The following is an 18,180-nucleotide window of genomic DNA, read 5'->3' on the forward strand; positions in this document are numbered from 1 at the left end:
CCGATGTCGCCGCGATTCCGCGCCGGCGGACCGAGCGCACCGACGCTTGATCGACTCGACGCCGGCCCGGCCCGACGGGTCAGCGCGGGCCGGTCGCTCGGAACAGGGCGGTCAGCGCGTACGCCAACAGCAGAAGGCCCGCACCGGTGCCGACCACCAGACCGGCGGACACCGTCGACACCAGCGCGGTGACCAGGCCGGCCAGCGCGACGCCGAGCAGGGCCGACCCGAGCCACCGCAGCCACGGGTCGCGCAGCACCGGGACCAGCGGGAAGAAGTGCAGCCCGACTACGGCGCACACCAGCACCGGGACGAGTTCGGACGCGTCGGCGAGGGTGAGCACGACGGCACCGAGACCGGCGGCGGCGAACTCCACGGCGACGATGACGAGGTAGCGACGGTCCGCCGACCGGTCCCGCGCGTTGCCGGCGGCTCCCCGACCCCGCGCCGCGACAACCGCGCCGACGACCGCGGTGAGCAGCGCCACGACGCTGCCGACCACCAGCAGGGCCCGCAGCGGCTGGCCGGCCGCCGGCACGCTGAACCAGAGGGTGGCGAAGACGCCCAGATAGAGCGCGGTCAGGCCGGCCTGACGCCGGGACGGTACGGGCACGAGGGATGATCGCATCCGTTCAGCATGCCGGCGGGCCGGTCGGCGTTAAGAGGGGGCCCTTTCTCTACCGCAGGCGTTAACAAGGGGCCCTTCCTTACACCTCGTCAGTCGACCAGGGTGCGGCCGGTGAGGTGGAGGAAGACGTCCTCCAGGCTGCTGCGCCGGACCAGCACGTTGGCCGGCGTCAGGCCGAGCGCGCCGACCTCGGCGACCGCCGCGTCGCCGTCGTGCACGTAGAGCAGGATGCGGTCGGGCAGGACCTCGACCCGCTCCCCCAGCCCGTCGAGCTTGCCGGCGAACGGCTCCTGCGACTCCGCCGCGAAGCGCAACTCCACCACCTCACGGGTGGAGTGGCGCTGGATCAGGGCGCGGGGCGAACCCTCGGCCACGATCCGCCCGCCGTCCATCACCACCAGCCGGTCGCAGAGCTGTTCGGCCTCGTCCATGTAGTGGGTGGTGAGCACCAGCGTCACGCCCTGCTGCTTGAGCCGGAACAACCGCTCCCACACCAGGTGCCGGGCCTGCGGGTCGAGGCCGGTGGTCGGCTCGTCGAGCAGCACGATCTCCGGTTCGTTGACCAGCGCGCGGGCGATGGTCAACCGCCGCTTCATGCCGCCGGAGAGCGGGTCGACCCTGCTGTCGGCGCGCTCGGTGAGCTGCACGAAGTCGAGCAGCTCGGCGGCGCGGGCCCGGGCCACCCGGCGCGGGATGCCGAAGTAGCGCGCATAGGTCGTCAGGTTTTCCCGGACGGTCAGCTCCGGGTCGAGGTTGTCGAGCTGGGGGCAGACCCCGAGCCGGGCCCGGATGGCCGGGCCGTCCCGGACCGGGTCCATCCCGAGGATGCGCAGCTCGCCGGCGGTGGGCGGGGAGATGCAGCCGACCATCCGCATGGTGGAGGACTTGCCGGCGCCGTTGGGCCCGAGGAAGCCGAACGCCTCGCCGGAGCGCACCTCGACGTCGATGCCGTCGACGGCGGTGAAGTCGCCGAACCGCTTCACCAGCCCCCGCGCCTGGATGAGTGGTTGAGCCGTGGTCACCACACGACCCTAGCCACCACCCCCGACACTCCCCCACCGAGTTACCGCCGGCGCGGGACGCCGGGAACCGACTCAGACGTCGGCGGGCGTGGTGGCGGAGCGGGCGGCGGCGACCAGGCGGTCGGTCTCCGCGCGCACCTCCGGGTCGTCAACGGACGTCCCGGGCTCGTAGCGCACCGTCCAGGTCAGACCGTCCACCCCGGGCACCTTGCGGGCGGCGACACGGCCGGCGCCGCCGGGCACCGGATGCTGCTGGGTGTACGCCACCGACCGGGTCACCCGGGCCCGCACCTGGTGCGGCAGCTCACCGGGGTCGAGCAGTAGGTAGGTCTCGGCGGGGCAGTCGGCCACCACCAGGTAGCCGTCCCGGTCGGCGACCCGCTCGGCCGGGGTGACGGTCAGCTCCCGCCCGGACCAGACGGCCTTGAGGATGTCGTGCCAGCCCAGCCGGTGGCCCCGGCCGGGCAGCCACAGCCCGAGGTTGGTGGCCACCACCACCCCGTCGCCCGCGCCCTCGCCGTTGCCGGCGGCGGCCCAGGCGAGCACCCGCTCGTCGGCCGCCAGGGGCGGCCGGTCGGCGGGCGGCAGCTTGGGCTTCCGGCTGAACAGTCCCATGTCACAGCCCTCCCGCGGCCTGCTCCCGCAACGCCCGGGCGTGCTGCTCCAGCGACAGCAGCTCACCGAAGGCGGCGAAGTACTCGTCCTTGTTGTTGACCGGGTTGATCCGCTGGATCCGGGACTTGAGATCCCTGATCCGGCTGGTCACCGAGCCCCACTGGAGGCGGGCCATGGTCACCGACACGTACCGCGGGTCGGGCTCGCCGTCGATCCGCAGCGGCTCCACCGCCAGCTCGCCGACGAGCGCCTGGGCGGCCAGATCGGCGCAGGCGTCACGGACCGACTCGATCCAGACCGCGCCGCCGCTCGCCGCCGCCGCGCCGCCGGCCGCCGCGACCGCCTCCCGGACCGCGGCGTGCACGGGGTGCCGGTATTCGCTCGCCTCGACGGCGTCGAACATCGGCCCGGCCAGCACCGGCTCCTGCAACGCGAGCTTCAGCGCCTCCCGTTCCACCATCGACCGGGGGCTGTCCACCGCCGGCTCGGCCGGGGCGGGTCGCGCCGGGGCGTCGGTGCCGCGCCCGGTGGGCGGGGCGTTGCCGGCGGCGAGCACGGCACGCTGCACCGGCTCGATCTCCATGCCGAGGTCGCCGGCGAGCTTGCGGACGTACTCCGGACGCTTCTCCCGGTCCTTGATCTTGGCGACCAGCGGCGCGGCCCGGCGCATCGCCTCCACCCGGCCGTCGACGGTGTCCAGGTCGTAGCGGCCGATGACGTGCCGCAGCGCGAAGTCGACGAGCGGCTCGCGGCGGGCGACCAGGTCACGGACGGCCAGGTCGCCCTTGGCCAGGCGCAGGTCGCACGGGTCCATGTTGTCGGGGCTGACCGCGATGAAGGTACGACCGACGAAGCGCTGGTCGTCGTCGAAGGCGCGCAGTGCCGCCTTCTGCCCGGCGGCGTCCCCGTCGAAGGTGAAGATGATCTCCCCGGCCACCGCGTCGGTGTCCATCAGCAGGCGGCGCAGCACGCCGATGTGGTCGGCACCGAAGGCGGTGCCGCAGGTGGCCACGGCGGTCGGCACCCCGGCCAGGTGGCAGGCCATCACGTCGGTGTAGCCCTCGACGACCACGACCTTGCCCTGCTTGGCGATCTCCCGCTTGGCCTGGTCGACCCCGTAGAGGACGTGCGACTTCTTGTAGATCGGCGTCTCGGGGGTGTTCAGGTATTTCGGGCCGTCGTCGTCGTCGAACAGCTTGCGGGCGCCGAAGCCGATCACGTCGCCGGTGAGGTCGCGGATCGGCCAGAGCAACCGGCGGCGGAACCGGTCGATGAGGCTGCCGGACCGGGCCGGCCGGGACAGCCCGGCGGTGACCAGCTCGTCGTGGCTGAAGCCCTGCTGGCGCAGGTGCTTGGTGAGCAGGTCCCACCCGTCGGGGGCGAAACCGCAGCCGTAACGCTCGGCGGCGGCCCGGTCGAAGCCGCGCCGGGCCAGGAACTCCCGCGCCGGACGGGCACCGGCGGTGGTGAGCTGCGCCCGGTAGAACTCCACGGCGGCGGCGTGCGCGGCGACCAGGCGCTGACGCTGCCCCTGCTGCGGGCGGGCGCGCGGCGTGGTGTGGTCGGACTCCAGGTAGCGCAGCTGGATGCCGGCGCGGGCGGCGAGACGCTCGACCGACTCGACGAAGCTGAGGTGGTCGGCGTCCATCAGGAACTTGATCGCGTCGCCGCCCGCCCCGCAGCCGAAGCAGTACCAGACGTTGCGGGCCGGCGACACGTTGAACGACGGGCTCTTCTCGTCGTGGAACGGGCACAGGCCCTTGAGGTTGCCGCCGCCGGCCGACTTCAGGGTCACCGTGTCGGAGATGACCTCCGCGATCGAGGTGCGCTCACGGACCAGCGCGATGTCCTCGTCCCGGATCCGCCCCGCCATGGTCGCCACCCCCTCGGCGTACATCCTGCCCTGCCGGACCGACGTCGTGCCGCCGGGGGACGCCGCGTGTGGCGGCCACCGCTGCCCGGCCGGGTCACCGGGGCCGGCGGCGCAGGTAACGGCGGACCGGTGGCGGTTCCTCCTCCTGGTACGACCGTGCGGCGCGGACGGCCGCCGCCAGGCCGTGCCGACGGGCCGGCGGCGGCGGGTGGGCCGCCGGATCCCGGGACATGTCCCGGACCAGCGCGACGGCCAGGCCGAGCATGACCACGACGAACGGCAACGCCACCAGAATGGTGGCCTGTTGCAGCGCGTCCAGGCCGCCGACCAGGAGCAGCACGGCGGCGACCGCACCGATCAGGACGCCCCAGAGGACCACCAGCAGCCGGTGCGGGCGCAGCGCGCCGCGGGAGGTGAGCGAGCCGAGCACCAACGACGCGGAGTCGGCGCTGGTGACGAAGTAGAGCGCGATCAGCACCATGGCCAGGACGCTGGTCAGGCCGGCCAGCGGCAGGGCGTTCAGCAGCCCGAACAGCGCCTGCTCGGCGCCCGTCCCCGCGTCCGCGACCAGGTCCCGGCCCCCGGTCGCCTGGACCCGCAGCGCGCTGCCGCCGAGCACGGCGAACCAGATCGCGCTGGCGCCGCTGGGCACCAGCAGGACCCCGATCAGAAACTGCCGGACGGTCCGGCCCCGGGAGATACGGGCGATGAACGTGCCGACGAAGGGTGCCCAGGAGATCCACCAGGCCCAGTAGAAGATCGTCCAGGAGCCGAGCCAGGCCGGGTCGGAGAAAGCGCCGGTACGGGTCGACATGAAGATCAGGCTGCTCAGGTAGTCGCCGACGGCCGCGGGCAGCACCTCCAGGACGTAGATGGTGGGTCCGACCACGAATACGAAGATCATCAACGCAACGGCGAGCACCACGTTGGTGGTGGACAGCCACTTGATGCCCCGGTGCAGCCCCGAGAACGCGGAGATCACGAAGGCAAGGGTGAGGGCGCCGATCACGACCAGTTCCACGGCGGTGCTGTCCGGTACGCCGGCCACCAGGTCCAGCCCGGCGGCGACCTGGAGGGCGCCGAGGCCGAGGCTGGTCGCCGACCCGAACACGGTGGCGAAGACCGCCAGCAGGTCCACCACCCGGCCGGCCCCGCCGTCGGCCCGGTCGCCGAGCAGCGGCCGGAACGCGGCCGAGATGCGGTTCTGCCGCCCCTTGCGGAAGGTCGAGTACGCCAGCGCGAGGGCCACCACCGCGTAGATCGCCCACGGATGCAGGGTCCAGTGGAAGAGGGTGTACTGCATCGCGGCGGCGCCCGCCGCGCCAGTCTGTGGCTCCACGTTCACCACCGGCGGTGGTGTGGCGTAGTGCCGGATCGGCTCGGCGACGGCGAAGAACACCAAGCCGATGCCCATTCCGGCGCTGAACATCATGGCGATCCAGGCCAGGTTGCCGAACTCCGGCTGGTCGTCGTCGGCACCAAGCCGGATCCGGCCGAACCGGCTCGCCGCGATGACTACGGCCAGCACCAGGAAGGCGTCGGCAGCCACCACGAAGAACCAGCCGAACGTATCGATCGTCCAGGCCAGCCCGGACGTGCCGAAACCGGCGAGGGACCGGCGGGCCGACACCCCCCAGAGCACCACGGCCAGCACACCGCCAACGCCGAGCGTCAACACCAGCCGGTCGACGCGTCCGTCCGGCGAACGCTCCCGTACCCGCTCGCTCATCGTCACCCCCGGCCCATCGTGGGCCGTGGCGGGGAGGCCAGGGAGCGGTTCGCCGGAAGGCCACCCGCTTGCGGTGCTCCGCTAGCCTCGTGCCGCGCGGCGGTCCGCCGGTGGGTCGCCGGCGGGCAGGCCCACGCCCCGCTCTACGGGAGGCCGCCCGCGAGCGAGCGAGAGGAGAGCGGATGGCCGACGAGCCGGACGTGCCACTGACCATCGCCCTGGCCGAGTATGAGCATCTCCGCGAAATGAGCAAGGCGGTGCACGACCAGTCGACCTCCCGCTTCACATTCTTCCTGGCCGTCTCCTCGGCCTCGGCCGCTGCGGCAGCCGGTCTGGTGACCGCCGGCGGCGCACTGCCTCGGGTGCCACTCATGGGCGGGCTGGGTGCGTTGGTGCTGCTGCTCGGGATCGCCGTGTTCGCCCGCCAGGTGCAGCTCAACGACCGGGGCCGGCGGTACGCGGTCGCGGCGACCACGCTGCGCACGTACCTGACCCGGCGGGCGCCGGACCTGTCGCCGTACGTGCTCCTGCCCACCCTGGACGACCCGGGGCCGTTCGCGCCGGAGCCGTTCCGCCGGCACTGGTTCAGCGACCTGGTGGGACAGGCCGGCACGGTAGGTCTGATCAACAGCGTCTTGGTGGCCGTCGCGGCCGGATTCGCCGGCGCGGCGGTCGCCCCCGCCGCCCTGACGGTGCCCGGTGCGGTGGCGGTCTTCTGGCTGTCCGCCGCCGCGCATGTGGCGGTCGTCCGTCGCCGGGTGGCCCGCTCTGCCCGGCACACCGGCGCGGTGCTGGCGGGTCGCCCCGAACTCGCCCGACGGAGACCGGTCACCGAGGTGGCCACGACCGGGGCGTCGGCCGACGTCTGACCTCGCGTCCGACCGCCGGCCTCAGGCGGGTACGACGGCGTTCTCCTCCGCCTCGACCTGCCGGTTCCAGTCCTGCTTGGTGGCGCGCCAGCCCTCGTCGTCGAGGCCGTGCCGCCAGTAACCGGAGATGGACAGCCGCTCGCGCGGCACCTCCCACCCGACGCGCAACAGCCGCCGCAGCTCCTTGACGAAGGTCGCCTCGCCGTGCACGAACGCGTGCCCGGAGCCGGCCGGGACCTCCAGCGCGCGCACGGCCGCGACCAGGGCCTCGCCGACCGGTCGGGTGCCCCGGTGCAGCCAGGTCAGCCGTACCGCGCCGGGACTGGGCAGCGGCTGCTCGTCGGCCGGTCCGTCGACCTCGACCAGCGCCACGGCCGGCGCGCCGACCGGGAGCCGGGCCAGCGCGGCGGCGATGGCCGGCAGGGCGCTCTCGTCGCCGACCAGCAGGTGCCAGTCCGCGTCCGGGTCGGGTGCGTACGCGCCGCCGGGGCCGGTGAAGTGGACCGGGTCGCCGGGACGCAGGGCGGCGGCCCAGGGCCCGGCAACCCCCTGGTCGCCGTGGTGCACCACGTCCACGGTCATCTCCGCGGTCACCGGGTCGAAGGCCCGCACGGTGTACGCGCGCAGCCGGGGCCAGTGCGCGGCCGGAAGGTCACGACGGATCGCCGCCAGGTCCATCGGGTCGGGGTAGACGACCCCGGGCACCGGGAAGACGATCTTGATGTAGTGGTCGGTGTACGCGCCGACCGGCAGGCCGACCAGCTCCGCGCCGCCCAGCACCAACCGGATCACGTGCGGGGTGGGCCGCTCGGTGCGGACGATCCGGGCGGTCGTGATCTTCTTCGGACGCTCCGTCATGCGGTTAGGCTAACCTAAGTTGCCGGTCCCGCCCATCGGCGGATGTCCCACCCCGGCGGCCACCGGGCCGACCAGCCGCGCGTGCCAGGCCACCGCGGCCGGGTCGGTGAGCGAGGCGACCTGGTCGACGACCACCCGTAGCCGGGCGGCGTCGTCGGCGGCCTCCCGCCACAGCGGCGCGAAGACCTCGTCCAGCCCGTCCGGCGCCCGGTCGGCCAGTGCCGTCACCAGGCCGGCCAGGATCTCCCGCTGTCGCTCGTAGCGCCCCCGCGCGCCGGGGCGACGCATCACGTACCGCAGGGCGATGCCCTTGAGCAGCGCGCAGCGCGCCCGGATCTCCCTCGGCACCACCAGGTCGGCGGCGTACCGGCGGTGCGGGCCGGGCCCGAAGGCCTCCTCGGTGGCGGCCACCACGCCGGTGACGAAACGCCCGGTGAGCACGCTGGTGGTGGTCTTCAACGCGGCCTGTGCGCGGTGACTGCCGTCGTAACCGGCCAGCGGCGCCAGCACCGGGTCGGCCAGCAGGTCGAGCAGCACCGACCCGAGGGCGGCCGGTGACTCGCCGGAGTAGGCGGCGGCCACGTCGGCGCAGAGCGCACCCCGCTCGTCCGGGTCGCTGAGCAGGGGGCCCAGGGAGACCCACCCACCGTGGATGCCGTCCTCGACGTCGTGCACCGAGTACGCCACGTCGTCCGCCCAGTCCATCACCTGGGCCTCCAGGCACCGGCGGCCACCCGGCGCGCCGGCCCGCAGCCAGCCGAAGACCGGAAGGTCGTCGGCGTACGCGCCGAACTTGCGCTGCCCCGCGCGGCGCGGCCAGGGGTACTTGCTGACCGCGTCGAGCGAGGCGCGGGTCAGGTTGAGCCCGGCGGAGGCGCCGTCGCGGGTGAGCACCTTGGCCTCCAGCCGGGTGAGCACCCGCAGCGTCTGCGCGTTGCCCTCGAACCCGCCGCACGAGGCGGCCAGCGCGTCCAGCGCGTCCTCGCCGTTGTGCCCGAACGGCGGGTGTCCGAGGTCGTGCGCCAGGCCCGCGGTGTCCACCACGTCCGGGTCACAGCCCAGCCGGGCACCCATCTCCCGGGCGATCTGGGCGACCTCCAGCGAGTGGGTCAGCCGGGTACGCAGGAAGTCGTCGGTGCCGGCGGTGTGCACCTGGGTCTTCGCGGCCAGCCGCCGGAACGCCGCGGAGTGCAGCACCCGCGCCCGGTCCCGCTCGTACTCCGAGCGGCCGTGGCCGGTGTCCTTCGACGGTTCGGCGACCCAGCGGGCGGCGGCCGCCTCGTCCGGCCGCTCGCTCAATCCCCACGCTGCCGCAGGACGCAGAACTCGTTGCCCTCGGGGTCGGCGAGCACCGTCCAGTCCGCGTCGCCCTGACCGATGTCGACGTGCCGCGCGCCCATGTCCACCAGCCGCTCCACCTCGGCCTCCCGGTCGTCGGGGCGCAGGTCGAGGTGGAGGCGGTTCTTCGTCTCCTTGCCGGCGGCCACCGGCACGAAGGTCAGGCTGGGCGTCCGGCCGCGGGCGGGGCTGATCTCGACGCCGTGCGGCTCCTCGTGGACCACCTGGTAGCCGAGCGCCTCGGCCCACCAGCGGGCCAGTCGGGCCGGGTCGCGGGCATCGATCGTCAGGCTCTCCCAGGCGCTGCTCATGCCGTCAGGTTACGCCGGACCGATCCGTACGGCGCGTCGGCGGCGCGCCGCTCCGGCACGTGCGATCGGGGGCACAACCCTCCATTCAGTCGGGAGTTGCCGCCCGATCGCCGAGGGTTACGGGCTCGCGGGGCGAGATGGCCAGGGGTAACGTTCCGGGCGCGCAACGTCACCAACCTGGGAAGCCCGACCGGTGGGAGAGGGACGCTCGTGGACGTGGACGCCATGATGGGCACGGAGTTGCGAGGGCTGCGCCGACGCCGCCCCGAAGTCGCCGGCGGCGTGCTGGCCGGCACCGACGGCATGCTGATCTCCAGCGATCTGCCGGCCACCGACGCGACGCACCTGGCGGCGCTCGCGGCGGCCAGCTTCGGTCTGGGCCACCGGGTGGCCGACACCGTACGGCACGGCGGGTTCCGGGAGTCCGTGGTCCGCACCGAGGCCGGCGCGGTGGTGACCTACCCGGCCGGCCACAACGCCCTGCTGACCCTGGTCACCACACCGGAGACCGACCTGGACGGGCTGCACGACGACGCCCGGGCGGTGGCCCGGCGGGCCGGGACCGCGATCGACCGGGGCACCGGCCGGATCGGGGCGACCCCGGTGCCGGCGGCACACGCCCCGCTGGCCACCCGCACCCCGACCGCGAGCCTGCCCCGCCGCGCCCCCCAGCACACCTGGCGTCGCCCCCCGCTCTGACCCACCCGCCCCGCCGCCGCCCCGCGTTCCGGCCCGGCCGGCGGCAGGGCGGAAGGGGGTCAGCGGCTGTCGGAGCCGTCGGTCTCGATGGCCGCGCGGCCGGCCTCCAACCGGGCCACCGGCACCCGGAACGGGGAGCAGGAGACGTAGTCCAGGCCGACCTCGTGGAAGAAGTGCACCGAGTCGGGGTCGCCACCGTGCTCACCGCAGACGCCGAGCTTCAGTCCGGGTCGCGCCGCCCGGCCCTCCTCGGCGGCGATCCGGACCAGCCGGCCGACGCCGTCGCGGTCGATCGACTCGAACGGTGAGATGCCGAAGATGCCCAACTCCAGGTAGCGCCAGAAGAAGGCGCCCTCGACGTCGTCGCGGGAGAAGCCCCAGCCCATCTGGGTCAGGTCGTTGGTGCCGAAGGAGAAGAACTGCGCCGCCTCGGCGATCTGCCCGGCGGTCAGCGCCGCCCGGGGCACCTCGATCATGGTGCCGATCAGCACCTCGACGGCCTTCTCCCGGGTCACCTCCTCGATGATCTTCTCGGCCTCGGCGCGGACCGTCTCCAGCTCCTGCACCGCGCCGACCAGCGGGACCATGATCTCCGGCCGGGGGTCGCCGCCGCGCTGGGCGCACGCGACCGCCGCCTCGACGATGGCCCGGACCTGCATCGCGAAGAGACCGGGGATGACCAGACCCAGGCGTACGCCGCGCAGGCCCAGCATCGGGTTCTCCTCGTGCATCCGCCGAACGGCGGCGAGCAACGCCTCCTCCTTGGCGACGTCCTCGCCGCGCTCCTGGGCGACGGCGACGTTCACCGCGAGCTGCTCCAGCGGCGGCAGGAACTCGTGCAGCGGCGGGTCGATCAACCGGACGGTCACCGGCAGCCCGTCCATCTCCCGGAAGATCTCCACGAAGTCGGCTCGCTGCAACGGCAGCAGTGCCGCCAGCGCCGCCTCCCGCTCGTCGGCACCACGGGCCAGGATCAGGCGTTCGACCAGTTCCTTGCGGTCGCCGAGGAACATGTGCTCGGTCCGGCACAGCCCGATGCCCTCGGCGCCGAAGCGCCGGGCCCGGGCCGCGTCCGCGCCGGTGTCGGCGTTCGTGCGGACCGCCAGCCGCCGCTTCCCGTCGGCGTGCGTCATGATCCGGTGTACGGCCCGGACCAGCGCGTTGTCGACGTGCTCGGGGTCGAGGCTGCCCTCTGAGTACTGCACCACCTCGGACGGCATGACCGGCACCTCACCGAGGTAGACCTTGCCGGTGGTGCCGTCGATGGAAACCACGTCGCCCTCGCCGACGGTCTGCCCGGCCACGGTGAACCGCTTCGCCGGGACGTTCACCTCGATCTCGTCGGCACCGGAGACGCAGGTCTTGCCCATCCCCCGGGCCACCACGGCGGCGTGGCTGGTCTTGCCACCCCGCGAGGTGAGGATGCCCTGCGCGGCGATCATGCCGTTCAGGTCGTCCGGGTTGGTCTCCCGGCGGACCAGGATCACCGACTCGCCCTCGGCCGCCAGCTCGACCGCCCGCGCGGAGGTGAAGACCACCTTGCCGGAGGCCGCACCGGGCGACGCGCCGATGCCCGTGGCGACCGGCTGGAACTCGTGGTCGAGCTGGAAGCGGGGGAACATCAACTGGGCCAGCTGCGCGCCGTTGACCCGGTGCAGCGCCTCGTCCAGGTCGATCAGGCCCTCGTCGACGAGCTGCCCGGCGATGACGAACGCGGCGGCGGCGGTGCGCTTGCCGACCCGGGTCTGCAACATCCACAACTTGCCGCGCTCGATGGTGAACTCGATGTCGCAGAGGTCCTTGTAGTGCCCCTCCAACCGAGCCATGATCGAGAGCAGCTCGTCGTAGGACTTCTTGTCCAGCCGCTCCAGCTCCTGCAACGGCACGGTGTTGCGGATGCCGGCGACCACGTCCTCGCCCTGGGCGTTGGCCAGGTAGTCGCCGTAGATGCCCTGCGCGCCGCTGGCCGGGTCGCGGGTGAAGGCGACGCCGGTGCCGGAGTCCGGGCCGAGGTTGCCGAACACCATGGCCACCACGTTGACCGCGGTGCCGAGGTCGGCCGGGATCCGCTCCTGCCGGCGGTAGAGGATCGCCCGCTCGGCGTTCCACGACTCGAAGACCGCGTGGATGGCCAGGTCGAGCTGCTCGCGCGGCTCCTGCGGGAACTCCCGCCCGGTGTGCTTGCTGAAGATCTTCTTGTACGCGTCCACCAGGGCACGCAGGTCGTCGGCGTCGAGGTCCAGGTCGTTGGTGACGCCCTTGGCGCTCTTGGCCTCGTCGAGCGCGTGCTCGAACTCCTCGCCGGGCACCTCGCACACGGTCTTGCCGAACATCTGGATCAGTCGCCGGTAGGAGTCCCACGCGAAGCGGTCGTTGCCGCCGGCCTGTGCGGACAGACCCACCACGCTGCGGTCGTTGAGGCCGACGTTGAGGACGGTCTCCATCATGCCGGGCATGGAGAACTTCGCACCGGAGCGGACGGAGACCAGCAGCGGGTCGTCCGGGTCGCCGAGGCGCTTGCCCATCGCGGCCTCCAGGGCGGCGAGGCGGGCGGTGATCTGCTCGGCGAGTCCGGCCGGCTCCCGTCCGGTGTCCAGGTACGCCTTGCAGGCCTCGGTGGTGATGGTGAACCCGGGCGGGACGGGCAGGCCGAGGTTGGTCATCTCGGCCAGGTTGGCCCCCTTGCCGCCGAGCAGGTCCTTCTGGTCCTTGTTGCCCTCGGTGAAGTCGTAGACGTACTTCTGTTCCACCATCTGCTGTGCTGCCACCGTCAGCCTCCCACGCGCGCCGGAATTGACACTTAACGAAGGTTCAGTTCGCACATACCCCGGGGCCGGCCACCGGTAATCCCGGTGTCGTCGGCGGTCGGTGGGCGAAGGTTAAGCGAACAACGCGTGGGCTGGGACCGTTCGGTGACAATCGGCACAACCGTCACCACTATCCGCGTCCGTACCGGTTTTTGGGAACGCTTCCACGCGCACGATCACGCAATTCCGATTCCCCTCGTACTCTTGACGGCGCTGGTTTCGCCGAACCTGACTTTTGCCATATCCCACCCGAATACACCCCCCGGAGCCGTCCCCGTGTCCAGCACCCCCGCCGCCCGTCCCGAGACCGGACCCGACCCGATCGGCCGTGCACCCACCGGAGCGTCGGCGGCCGACCTGGCCCGGACCGCCGTCCGGCGCGCCGACCACCTGCTCGCCGCGCCCGCACCGGCCCGGCTGGGCGACGTGGTGCCCGCCCCGGCACACGTCACCCCGGACCCCACCGCCGACTTCACGCTGCCTCCGGACGCGGCGATCCGGGTCGGCGCCGACCCGGGCGCCCGAGCCGTCGCCGCCCAGCTCGCCGCACTGCTGCGCGCACCGACCGGCTACCCGCTCCCGGTCGCCGCGGCCACCGGGCCCGCCCCGGCCGGGCCACTGACGCTCACCCTGTCCGGCACGCCCGACACCGCGGCGCCGGCCACCGACGACGCCCTCGGCGCCGAGGGCTACCGGCTCGACATCACCGGCGACGGCGTACGGATCACCGCCGGCACGCCCGCCGGCCTCTTCCACGGCGTGCAGACCCTGCGGCAGCTCCTGCCCCCGCAGGTGGAGAGCACCACCCCGGTCGCCGCCCGCTGGGTGGTGCCCGGTGGCACGATCGTCGACCGGCCCCGGTACGCGTACCGGGGCGCGATGCTGGACGTCGCGCGGCACTTCTTCGGCGTCCCGGACGTGCTGCGGGTGATCGACCACCTGGCCCGGTACAAGCTCAACCACCTGCACCTGCACCTCACCGACGACCAGGGCTGGCGGATCGCGGTCGACTCGTGGCCCCGGCTGGCCACCGTCGGCGGGGCCACCGAGGTGGGCGGCGGTCCGGGCGGCCACTACACCCGGGACGACTACCGCCGCATCGTCGGGTACGCCGCCGCCCGGCACGTCACCGTGGTGCCGGAGATCGACCTGCCCGGGCACACCAACGCGGCACTGGTCGCGTACCCCGAACTGGCCCCGGGCGGGAGCGCGCCGCCGCCGTACACCGGCACCGACGTCGGCTTCAGCTACGTCGACCCGGCCAGCGAGCGGACGTACGACTTCGTCGCCGACGTGCTCGGCGAGATCGCCGCGCTGACCCCCGGGCCGTACCTGCACATCGGCGGCGACGAGGCGTTCAAGGTCCCGGCCGACGCGTACGCCGGCTTCGTCGAGCGGGTCCAGCGGATCGTCGCCGGCCTGGGCAGGACGATGGTCGGCTGGCACCAGGTCGCCCCGGTCACCCACCTGCCCGGCCGGGTCCTGCAATGGTGGGGCACCAAGCGCGACGACCCGGTGACCGCCGACGCGGTACGCCGGGGCGCCCGGTTGATCCTCTCCCCCGGCAACCACGCCTACCTCGACATGAAGTACGCCGAGGACACCCCGATCGGGCACGACTGGGCGGGTCTGGTCGACGTGCGGCGGGCGTACGACTGGGATCCCGGCAGCCACCTGGCCGACCTGCCGGCGGACGCCGTGCTGGGCGTCGAGGCGCCGCTGTGGACCGAGTCGGTGACCACCCGGGCGGACATCGAGTTCCTGATGTTCCCGCGCCTGCCCGCCCTCGCCGAGTTGGGCTGGTCACCCCGCGCCACGCACGACTGGGCGGCGTTCCGGGAGCGGTTGGCCGGGCACGGCCCCCGCTGGGAGGCGGCCGGGATCACCTACCACCGCGCACCCGAGGTCCCCTGGCCCACCGCGCCCACCGGCGTACCCACGCCACGCCAATCCCCCGACGAACACACCACGCCGACCTGACCAACGGCCCCCGGTCCGGCCGTTTCGTACCAAGATCTCCCGCAGCGCGGTCACCTCGCAGCACCCTGTCCGGTTCCGGGTCGCCGTCTGGGGCGAATGTCTGGTTTCGGCATGGGTGTGGCGTGGGCGGGGCCACCCCGGCGGTGGAATCCCCGACCCCGGCGGGTCGTTGTACATGGCAGACCGCGCCACCCCGGCGGGCAGGCCGGCGGGAACGATCCGCCACCGTCACACCCCCCGAGCCCGCCACCCCCGGCCGGAATGATCCGCCGGCCGGCACGGTTACATCCCCCGGGCCACGCACCAGGGCCCGCCCCGGGAACCCCGGCGGGGAATGACCCCCCGGCCCCGGTCGTTACATCCCCCCGACCCGCGCAGGACACCACCGCCGCCGGGCCGGATCCCCCGAAACATCGCGGCATGCCACCGCAGAACCCCCCTTCTTGCGTGTGTCGCGCACCCCCGATGTGAAGGAGCACCCCCATCATGGCTACCACCCTGTTCCGCAAGGCCGCCCTCACCGCCGCCAGCGCCGCGTTCGTCGGCGGAGCCCTCGCCGGCCCCGCCACCGCCTTCGCCGCCCCCACCCACACCGCCAAGCCGGCCACCGCCGCGCAGCAGTCCGACCGCAAGGGCGAGCGGGAACTCAACGTCCGCTACGAAGCCCAGCCCAACTTCTACTACTGCGGCCCCGCCGCCGCCCGCAACGCCCTGTCCGTCCAGGGCAAGAACATCGACGTCGACGGCATGGCCAAGCTCATGGGCACCACCGAGGCCGGCACCAACTCCGTCAACGACATCACCCCCGTACTGAACAAGGAGACCGGCAAGAACGCCTACCGGTCCACCGAGATCAGCACCCCCAGCGCCGACGACAAGCAGACCGACAAGCTCCGCGACGACATCGTGCGCACCGTCGACGACGGCCGCGCCGTGGTCGCCAACATCGCCGGCACCGCCACCGACACCGACGGCACCACCCACGCCTTCGAAGGCGGCCACTACATCAGCGTCGTCGGCTACCGCGACAACGGCGAAACGGTCACCATCGCCGACTCCGCCAACCCCGACCAGGCCTCCTACCGGATGAGCATCGACAACCTCGCCGACTGGATCGCCACCCGCGGCTACATCTCCTGACCCACACCACCACCAAGGCCCGGCCCCCGATGGGGGCCGGGCCTTTCGGTGCCTCCGGGATGCCGGCCCGGACGCTCGGGTTCCTTGATATCGGGGTATCCGGGTGGGTGCGACACCCCGACATCACCGAAGGCGAGTCGATCTCCGACGGCCGGGGCCCCGGCCGTCCGGCGTGGCGCCGGGCGACCGGGGGTGTGCCGAGGCCGCCGGTCGGTGGTTCCCGATCAGGCCGGCAGGCCGCCGACCTGGGTGTTGATCCAGGACCGGATCGACGGCAGGTCGCCGTAGATGGACGGTCCGGTGGCGCAGGTCGAGTTGTTGTTGCCGGCGCGGCTGGTGGCGCCGATCAGGTTCCACACCCCGTTGATCCTGCGTACCTGCGGGCCGCCGGAGTCGCCGTAGCAGGCACCCGAGTTGCCGCCGGTGTTGTTCGTGCAGATCTCGTACGTGGCGTTGATGCCCGAGCAGCGGCTGTCCGACACGATCGAGGTGTCCAGCTCGTGCGCGGTCGTCGGCGCCGAGCCGCAGCCCCGGTAAGGGCAGGTGAGGCCCCAGCCGATGATCCGGGTGGCGGTGCCCACCGCGCCGGACGTGGTCGGGATCGGAGCCGGTGCGTACCCGACCGAGGTGGACAGTTGCAGCAGCTTGACGTCGATCGTGGGGTGGCTGACCGACCGGCTCACCCGGGCCACGGTGCCGCCGCTGGTGCGGTTGACGCTGCCGACGCGCACCGACGAGGGCGTGGAGCAGTGCCGGGCGGTGACCACCCAGTTGGCCTTGATCAGGGTGCCGGTGCAGCCGGAGGTGTAGACCAGCCACGGGTAGTTCTCGGTCGCCGGCCGGCCGCCGACCACCAGCGGGGTGACCTCGTCGTCCCACTCGTATGTCCCGGTGACCGTCGCCGACGCGGTCCGGCTGCCGGCGAACAGGGTGTTGACCCGGCTCGCCTCGGCGGCGCTGGGGTACGCGTTGCGGCACGAGACAGGTGCGCTGCTGCCGGACATCAGGTCGCTGCACAGCCCGGTGCGCCGGTCGGGCAGCCCGAGGATGTGCCCGATCTCGTGGGTGGCGATGCGGGTGCGGTCGTAACCCTGGTTGACGGCGGTCCAGCCCATCCAGACCCGGCCGGAGCCGAGGCCGGTGACCTGGGCCCGGGGCCACCCACTGTCGACGTAGATGGTGACGCTGCCCGGGGTGCGGGCGACCAGCCGGACGTTGCTGACCCGGCTGTTCCAGATCTGCGCGGCCTGGTCGAAGTTGGTGCGGAACTCGCCCGCGCGGCTCGCGTCGTAGTAGACGGTGCGGGCGGCGGAGGCGGGCGCTCCGGTGGCGACCTGCACCCCGGTCGCCGCCAGCACCGCCGCCAGCACGGCGCCGGCCGTACGCAGCAGTTGTCGTCGGATCATCACGCACTCCCCTGCGGTGATCGGCGGCACGGAACCGCCAGTCATTGATGTACATGGATATTAGATGGATGCTCCTCGATGTCCGACATCCCGGAACCGTCATAACTCCCCGGAACCCGTTCCGCTGACGGCGGTTACCCGACCGTTACCGGTCGGCGAAGCTCCGGTGCCACCACCGCCGGACGGTGGGCACACCACCGGGACACCGGGGGACGGACACGAGGAGGAGGACGACGATGCGGATCAGGAGTGTGGTGACGGTCCTGGCGATCGCGCTCGCCGGGCTGGTCGCCGGAAGCGGCACCGCGGGAGCCGGCACGGCGACGACCGGACCGGCCACGAGAGCCGGCGCGGCGTCGGCGTACTGCGGGATCACCTGGGGCAGCGCCGAGCGATCCGCCGGTGCGCTGAGCAGCGCCCCGCTGATCGCCGTACGCACCGGACGGCACGACTGCTTCGACCGGGTGGTGTTCGAGTTCGCCGGTCCGGTCGACGGTTGGTCGGTCGGCTACGGCGAGACCTGGACCGACGGCGAGGGGCTGGCCCTGTCGCCGTACACGGCCGGCGGTGCGCTGCTGCGGGTGTCGTTGCGGGCCCCGGCGTACGACGACGGGCACCTCGCGACCGTGCCGTACCGGGTCGGCGACCACGCGGTGAACGTGCTGCGGTACGACACGCTGCGCGACGTGGTGTTCGGCGGCAGCTTCGAGGGTTACACCACGTTCGCCGTCGGGGTGCGGGCCCGGTTGCCGTTCCGGGTGTTCGTCCTGGCCGGTCCGGGCACGCACAGTCGGATCGTCCTGGACGTGGCACACCGGTGGCAGGAGTGACCGACGCACCGGGCGGTCCCGCCACACCGGCCGTTCCGGCAGGTCACGGCGGGGCCGCCCGGGGCTACGCTGACG

The 18,180-nt window shown here is 73.1% G+C and carries 15 protein-coding genes; 5 read left to right on the plus strand and 10 right to left on the minus strand.

Features of this window, described 5'->3' with window-relative positions:
- Positions 1 to 79: 79 nt before the first annotated feature.
- From D7223_RS05110 to D7223_RS05130, 5 genes are all read right to left on the minus strand, one after another.
- Entirely contained in the window at positions 80 to 628 is a 549-nt protein-coding gene (locus tag D7223_RS05110; RefSeq protein ID WP_147252427.1) for a hypothetical protein, read from the minus strand.
- 89 nt (positions 629 to 717) lie between these two features.
- Complete coding sequence (locus D7223_RS05115; protein WP_120725800.1) at positions 718 to 1,650, minus strand: ABC transporter ATP-binding protein; 933 nt, start codon at positions 1,648 to 1,650, stop codon at positions 718 to 720.
- Between the two features lie 72 nt (positions 1,651 to 1,722).
- Positions 1,723 to 2,265 (minus strand): hypothetical protein, encoded by a 543-nt coding sequence (locus D7223_RS05120; protein WP_120725246.1) that lies wholly within the window; start codon positions 2,263 to 2,265, stop codon positions 1,723 to 1,725.
- 1 nt (position 2,266) lies between these two features.
- Complete coding sequence (gene dnaG / locus D7223_RS05125; protein ID WP_120725248.1) at positions 2,267 to 4,162, minus strand: DNA primase; 1,896 nt, start codon at positions 4,160 to 4,162, stop codon at positions 2,267 to 2,269.
- A gap of 70 nt (positions 4,163 to 4,232) precedes the next feature.
- Positions 4,233 to 5,867, minus strand: a complete 1,635-nt coding sequence (locus D7223_RS05130; protein WP_120725250.1) for a BCCT family transporter — start codon at positions 5,865 to 5,867, stop codon at positions 4,233 to 4,235.
- A gap of 182 nt (positions 5,868 to 6,049) precedes the next feature.
- On the opposite strand from D7223_RS05130, the gene D7223_RS32685 reads away from it, so the two are divergent.
- The gene (locus tag D7223_RS32685; RefSeq protein ID WP_158610819.1) at positions 6,050 to 6,736 is read left to right on the plus strand and encodes a hypothetical protein; all 687 of its coding nucleotides are present in this window, start codon (positions 6,050 to 6,052) and stop codon (positions 6,734 to 6,736) included.
- 21 nt (positions 6,737 to 6,757) lie between these two features.
- Here D7223_RS32685 and D7223_RS05140 read toward each other — a convergent pair whose 3' ends face one another.
- The 3 genes from D7223_RS05140 to D7223_RS05150 are packed head-to-tail and all read right to left on the minus strand — an operon-like array spanning position 6,758 to position 9,243.
- Complete coding sequence (locus tag D7223_RS05140) at positions 6,758 to 7,594, minus strand: siderophore-interacting protein (RefSeq protein WP_120725252.1); 837 nt, start codon at positions 7,592 to 7,594, stop codon at positions 6,758 to 6,760.
- Positions 7,595 to 7,603: 9 nt separating this feature from the next.
- A complete protein-coding gene (locus D7223_RS05145; protein ID WP_120725254.1) occupies positions 7,604 to 8,893 on the minus strand; it encodes a deoxyguanosinetriphosphate triphosphohydrolase in 1,290 nt (429 codons plus the stop codon).
- Positions 8,890 to 9,243, minus strand: a complete 354-nt coding sequence (locus tag D7223_RS05150; protein ID WP_120725256.1) for a VOC family protein — start codon at positions 9,241 to 9,243, stop codon at positions 8,890 to 8,892. Before D7223_RS05150 ends, D7223_RS05145 begins: the two co-directional genes overlap by 4 nt.
- Before the next feature lie 225 nt (positions 9,244 to 9,468).
- On the opposite strand from D7223_RS05150, the gene D7223_RS33915 reads away from it, so the two are divergent.
- Positions 9,469 to 9,942 carry a roadblock/LC7 domain-containing protein gene (locus tag D7223_RS33915; protein WP_272948672.1) on the plus strand — a complete coding sequence of 158 codons (474 nt, stop codon included), beginning with the start codon at positions 9,469 to 9,471 and terminating at the stop codon, positions 9,940 to 9,942.
- Between the two features lie 59 nt (positions 9,943 to 10,001).
- Here D7223_RS33915 and ppdK read toward each other — a convergent pair whose 3' ends face one another.
- On the minus strand, positions 10,002 to 12,710 hold the full coding sequence (ppdK, locus tag D7223_RS05160) for a pyruvate, phosphate dikinase (protein WP_120725261.1): 2,709 nt from the start codon (positions 12,708 to 12,710) through the stop codon (positions 10,002 to 10,004).
- A gap of 315 nt (positions 12,711 to 13,025) precedes the next feature.
- Here ppdK and D7223_RS05165 point away from each other — a divergent pair, with 315 nt between their 5' ends.
- Together D7223_RS05165 and D7223_RS05170 are read left to right on the plus strand one after the other, a co-directional pair.
- Positions 13,026 to 14,729: a beta-N-acetylhexosaminidase gene (locus D7223_RS05165; RefSeq protein ID WP_120725263.1), complete on the plus strand. Its 1,704-nt coding sequence runs from the start codon at positions 13,026 to 13,028 to the stop codon at positions 14,727 to 14,729.
- A 486-nt stretch (positions 14,730 to 15,215) separates the two neighbouring features.
- Positions 15,216 to 15,869, plus strand: a complete 654-nt coding sequence (locus D7223_RS05170) for a C39 family peptidase (RefSeq protein WP_120725265.1) — start codon at positions 15,216 to 15,218, stop codon at positions 15,867 to 15,869.
- A 224-nt stretch (positions 15,870 to 16,093) separates the two neighbouring features.
- On the opposite strand, the gene D7223_RS05175 is transcribed toward D7223_RS05170, so the two are convergent.
- Positions 16,094 to 17,275 (minus strand): snapalysin family zinc-dependent metalloprotease, encoded by a 1,182-nt coding sequence (locus tag D7223_RS05175; RefSeq protein WP_120725802.1) that lies wholly within the window; start codon positions 17,273 to 17,275, stop codon positions 16,094 to 16,096.
- 236 nt (positions 17,276 to 17,511) lie between these two features.
- Here D7223_RS05175 and D7223_RS05180 point away from each other — a divergent pair, with 236 nt between their 5' ends.
- Positions 17,512 to 18,105 (plus strand): AMIN-like domain-containing (lipo)protein, encoded by a 594-nt coding sequence (locus D7223_RS05180; protein WP_186832228.1) that lies wholly within the window; start codon positions 17,512 to 17,514, stop codon positions 18,103 to 18,105.
- Positions 18,106 to 18,180 lie beyond the last annotated feature (75 nt).

Source organism: Micromonospora endolithica, assembly GCF_003626595.1.
GTDB lineage: Bacteria > Actinomycetota > Actinomycetes > Mycobacteriales > Micromonosporaceae > Micromonospora > Micromonospora endolithica.

Coding starts and splice junctions, on each gene's coding strand:
- D7223_RS05110 (WP_147252427.1), bottom strand. CDS start 628: ATGCGATCATCCCTCGTGCCCGTACCGTCCCGGCGTCAGGCCGGCCTG.
- D7223_RS05120 (WP_120725246.1), bottom strand. CDS start 2,265: ATGGGACTGTTCAGCCGGAAGCCCAAGCTGCCGCCCGCCGACCGGCCG.
- dnaG (WP_120725248.1), bottom strand. CDS start 4,162: ATGTACGCCGAGGGGGTGGCGACCATGGCGGGGCGGATCCGGGACGAG.
- D7223_RS05130 (WP_120725250.1), bottom strand. CDS start 5,867: ATGAGCGAGCGGGTACGGGAGCGTTCGCCGGACGGACGCGTCGACCGG.
- D7223_RS32685 (WP_158610819.1), top strand. CDS start 6,050: ATGGCCGACGAGCCGGACGTGCCACTGACCATCGCCCTGGCCGAGTAT.
- D7223_RS05140 (WP_120725252.1), bottom strand. CDS start 7,594: ATGACGGAGCGTCCGAAGAAGATCACGACCGCCCGGATCGTCCGCACC.
- D7223_RS05150 (WP_120725256.1), bottom strand. CDS start 9,243: ATGAGCAGCGCCTGGGAGAGCCTGACGATCGATGCCCGCGACCCGGCC.
- D7223_RS33915 (WP_272948672.1), top strand. CDS start 9,469: ATGATGGGCACGGAGTTGCGAGGGCTGCGCCGACGCCGCCCCGAAGTC.
- D7223_RS05170 (WP_120725265.1), top strand. CDS start 15,216: ATGGCTACCACCCTGTTCCGCAAGGCCGCCCTCACCGCCGCCAGCGCC.
- D7223_RS05175 (WP_120725802.1), bottom strand. CDS start 17,275: ATGATCCGACGACAACTGCTGCGTACGGCCGGCGCCGTGCTGGCGGCG.
- D7223_RS05180 (WP_186832228.1), top strand. CDS start 17,512: ATGCGGATCAGGAGTGTGGTGACGGTCCTGGCGATCGCGCTCGCCGGG.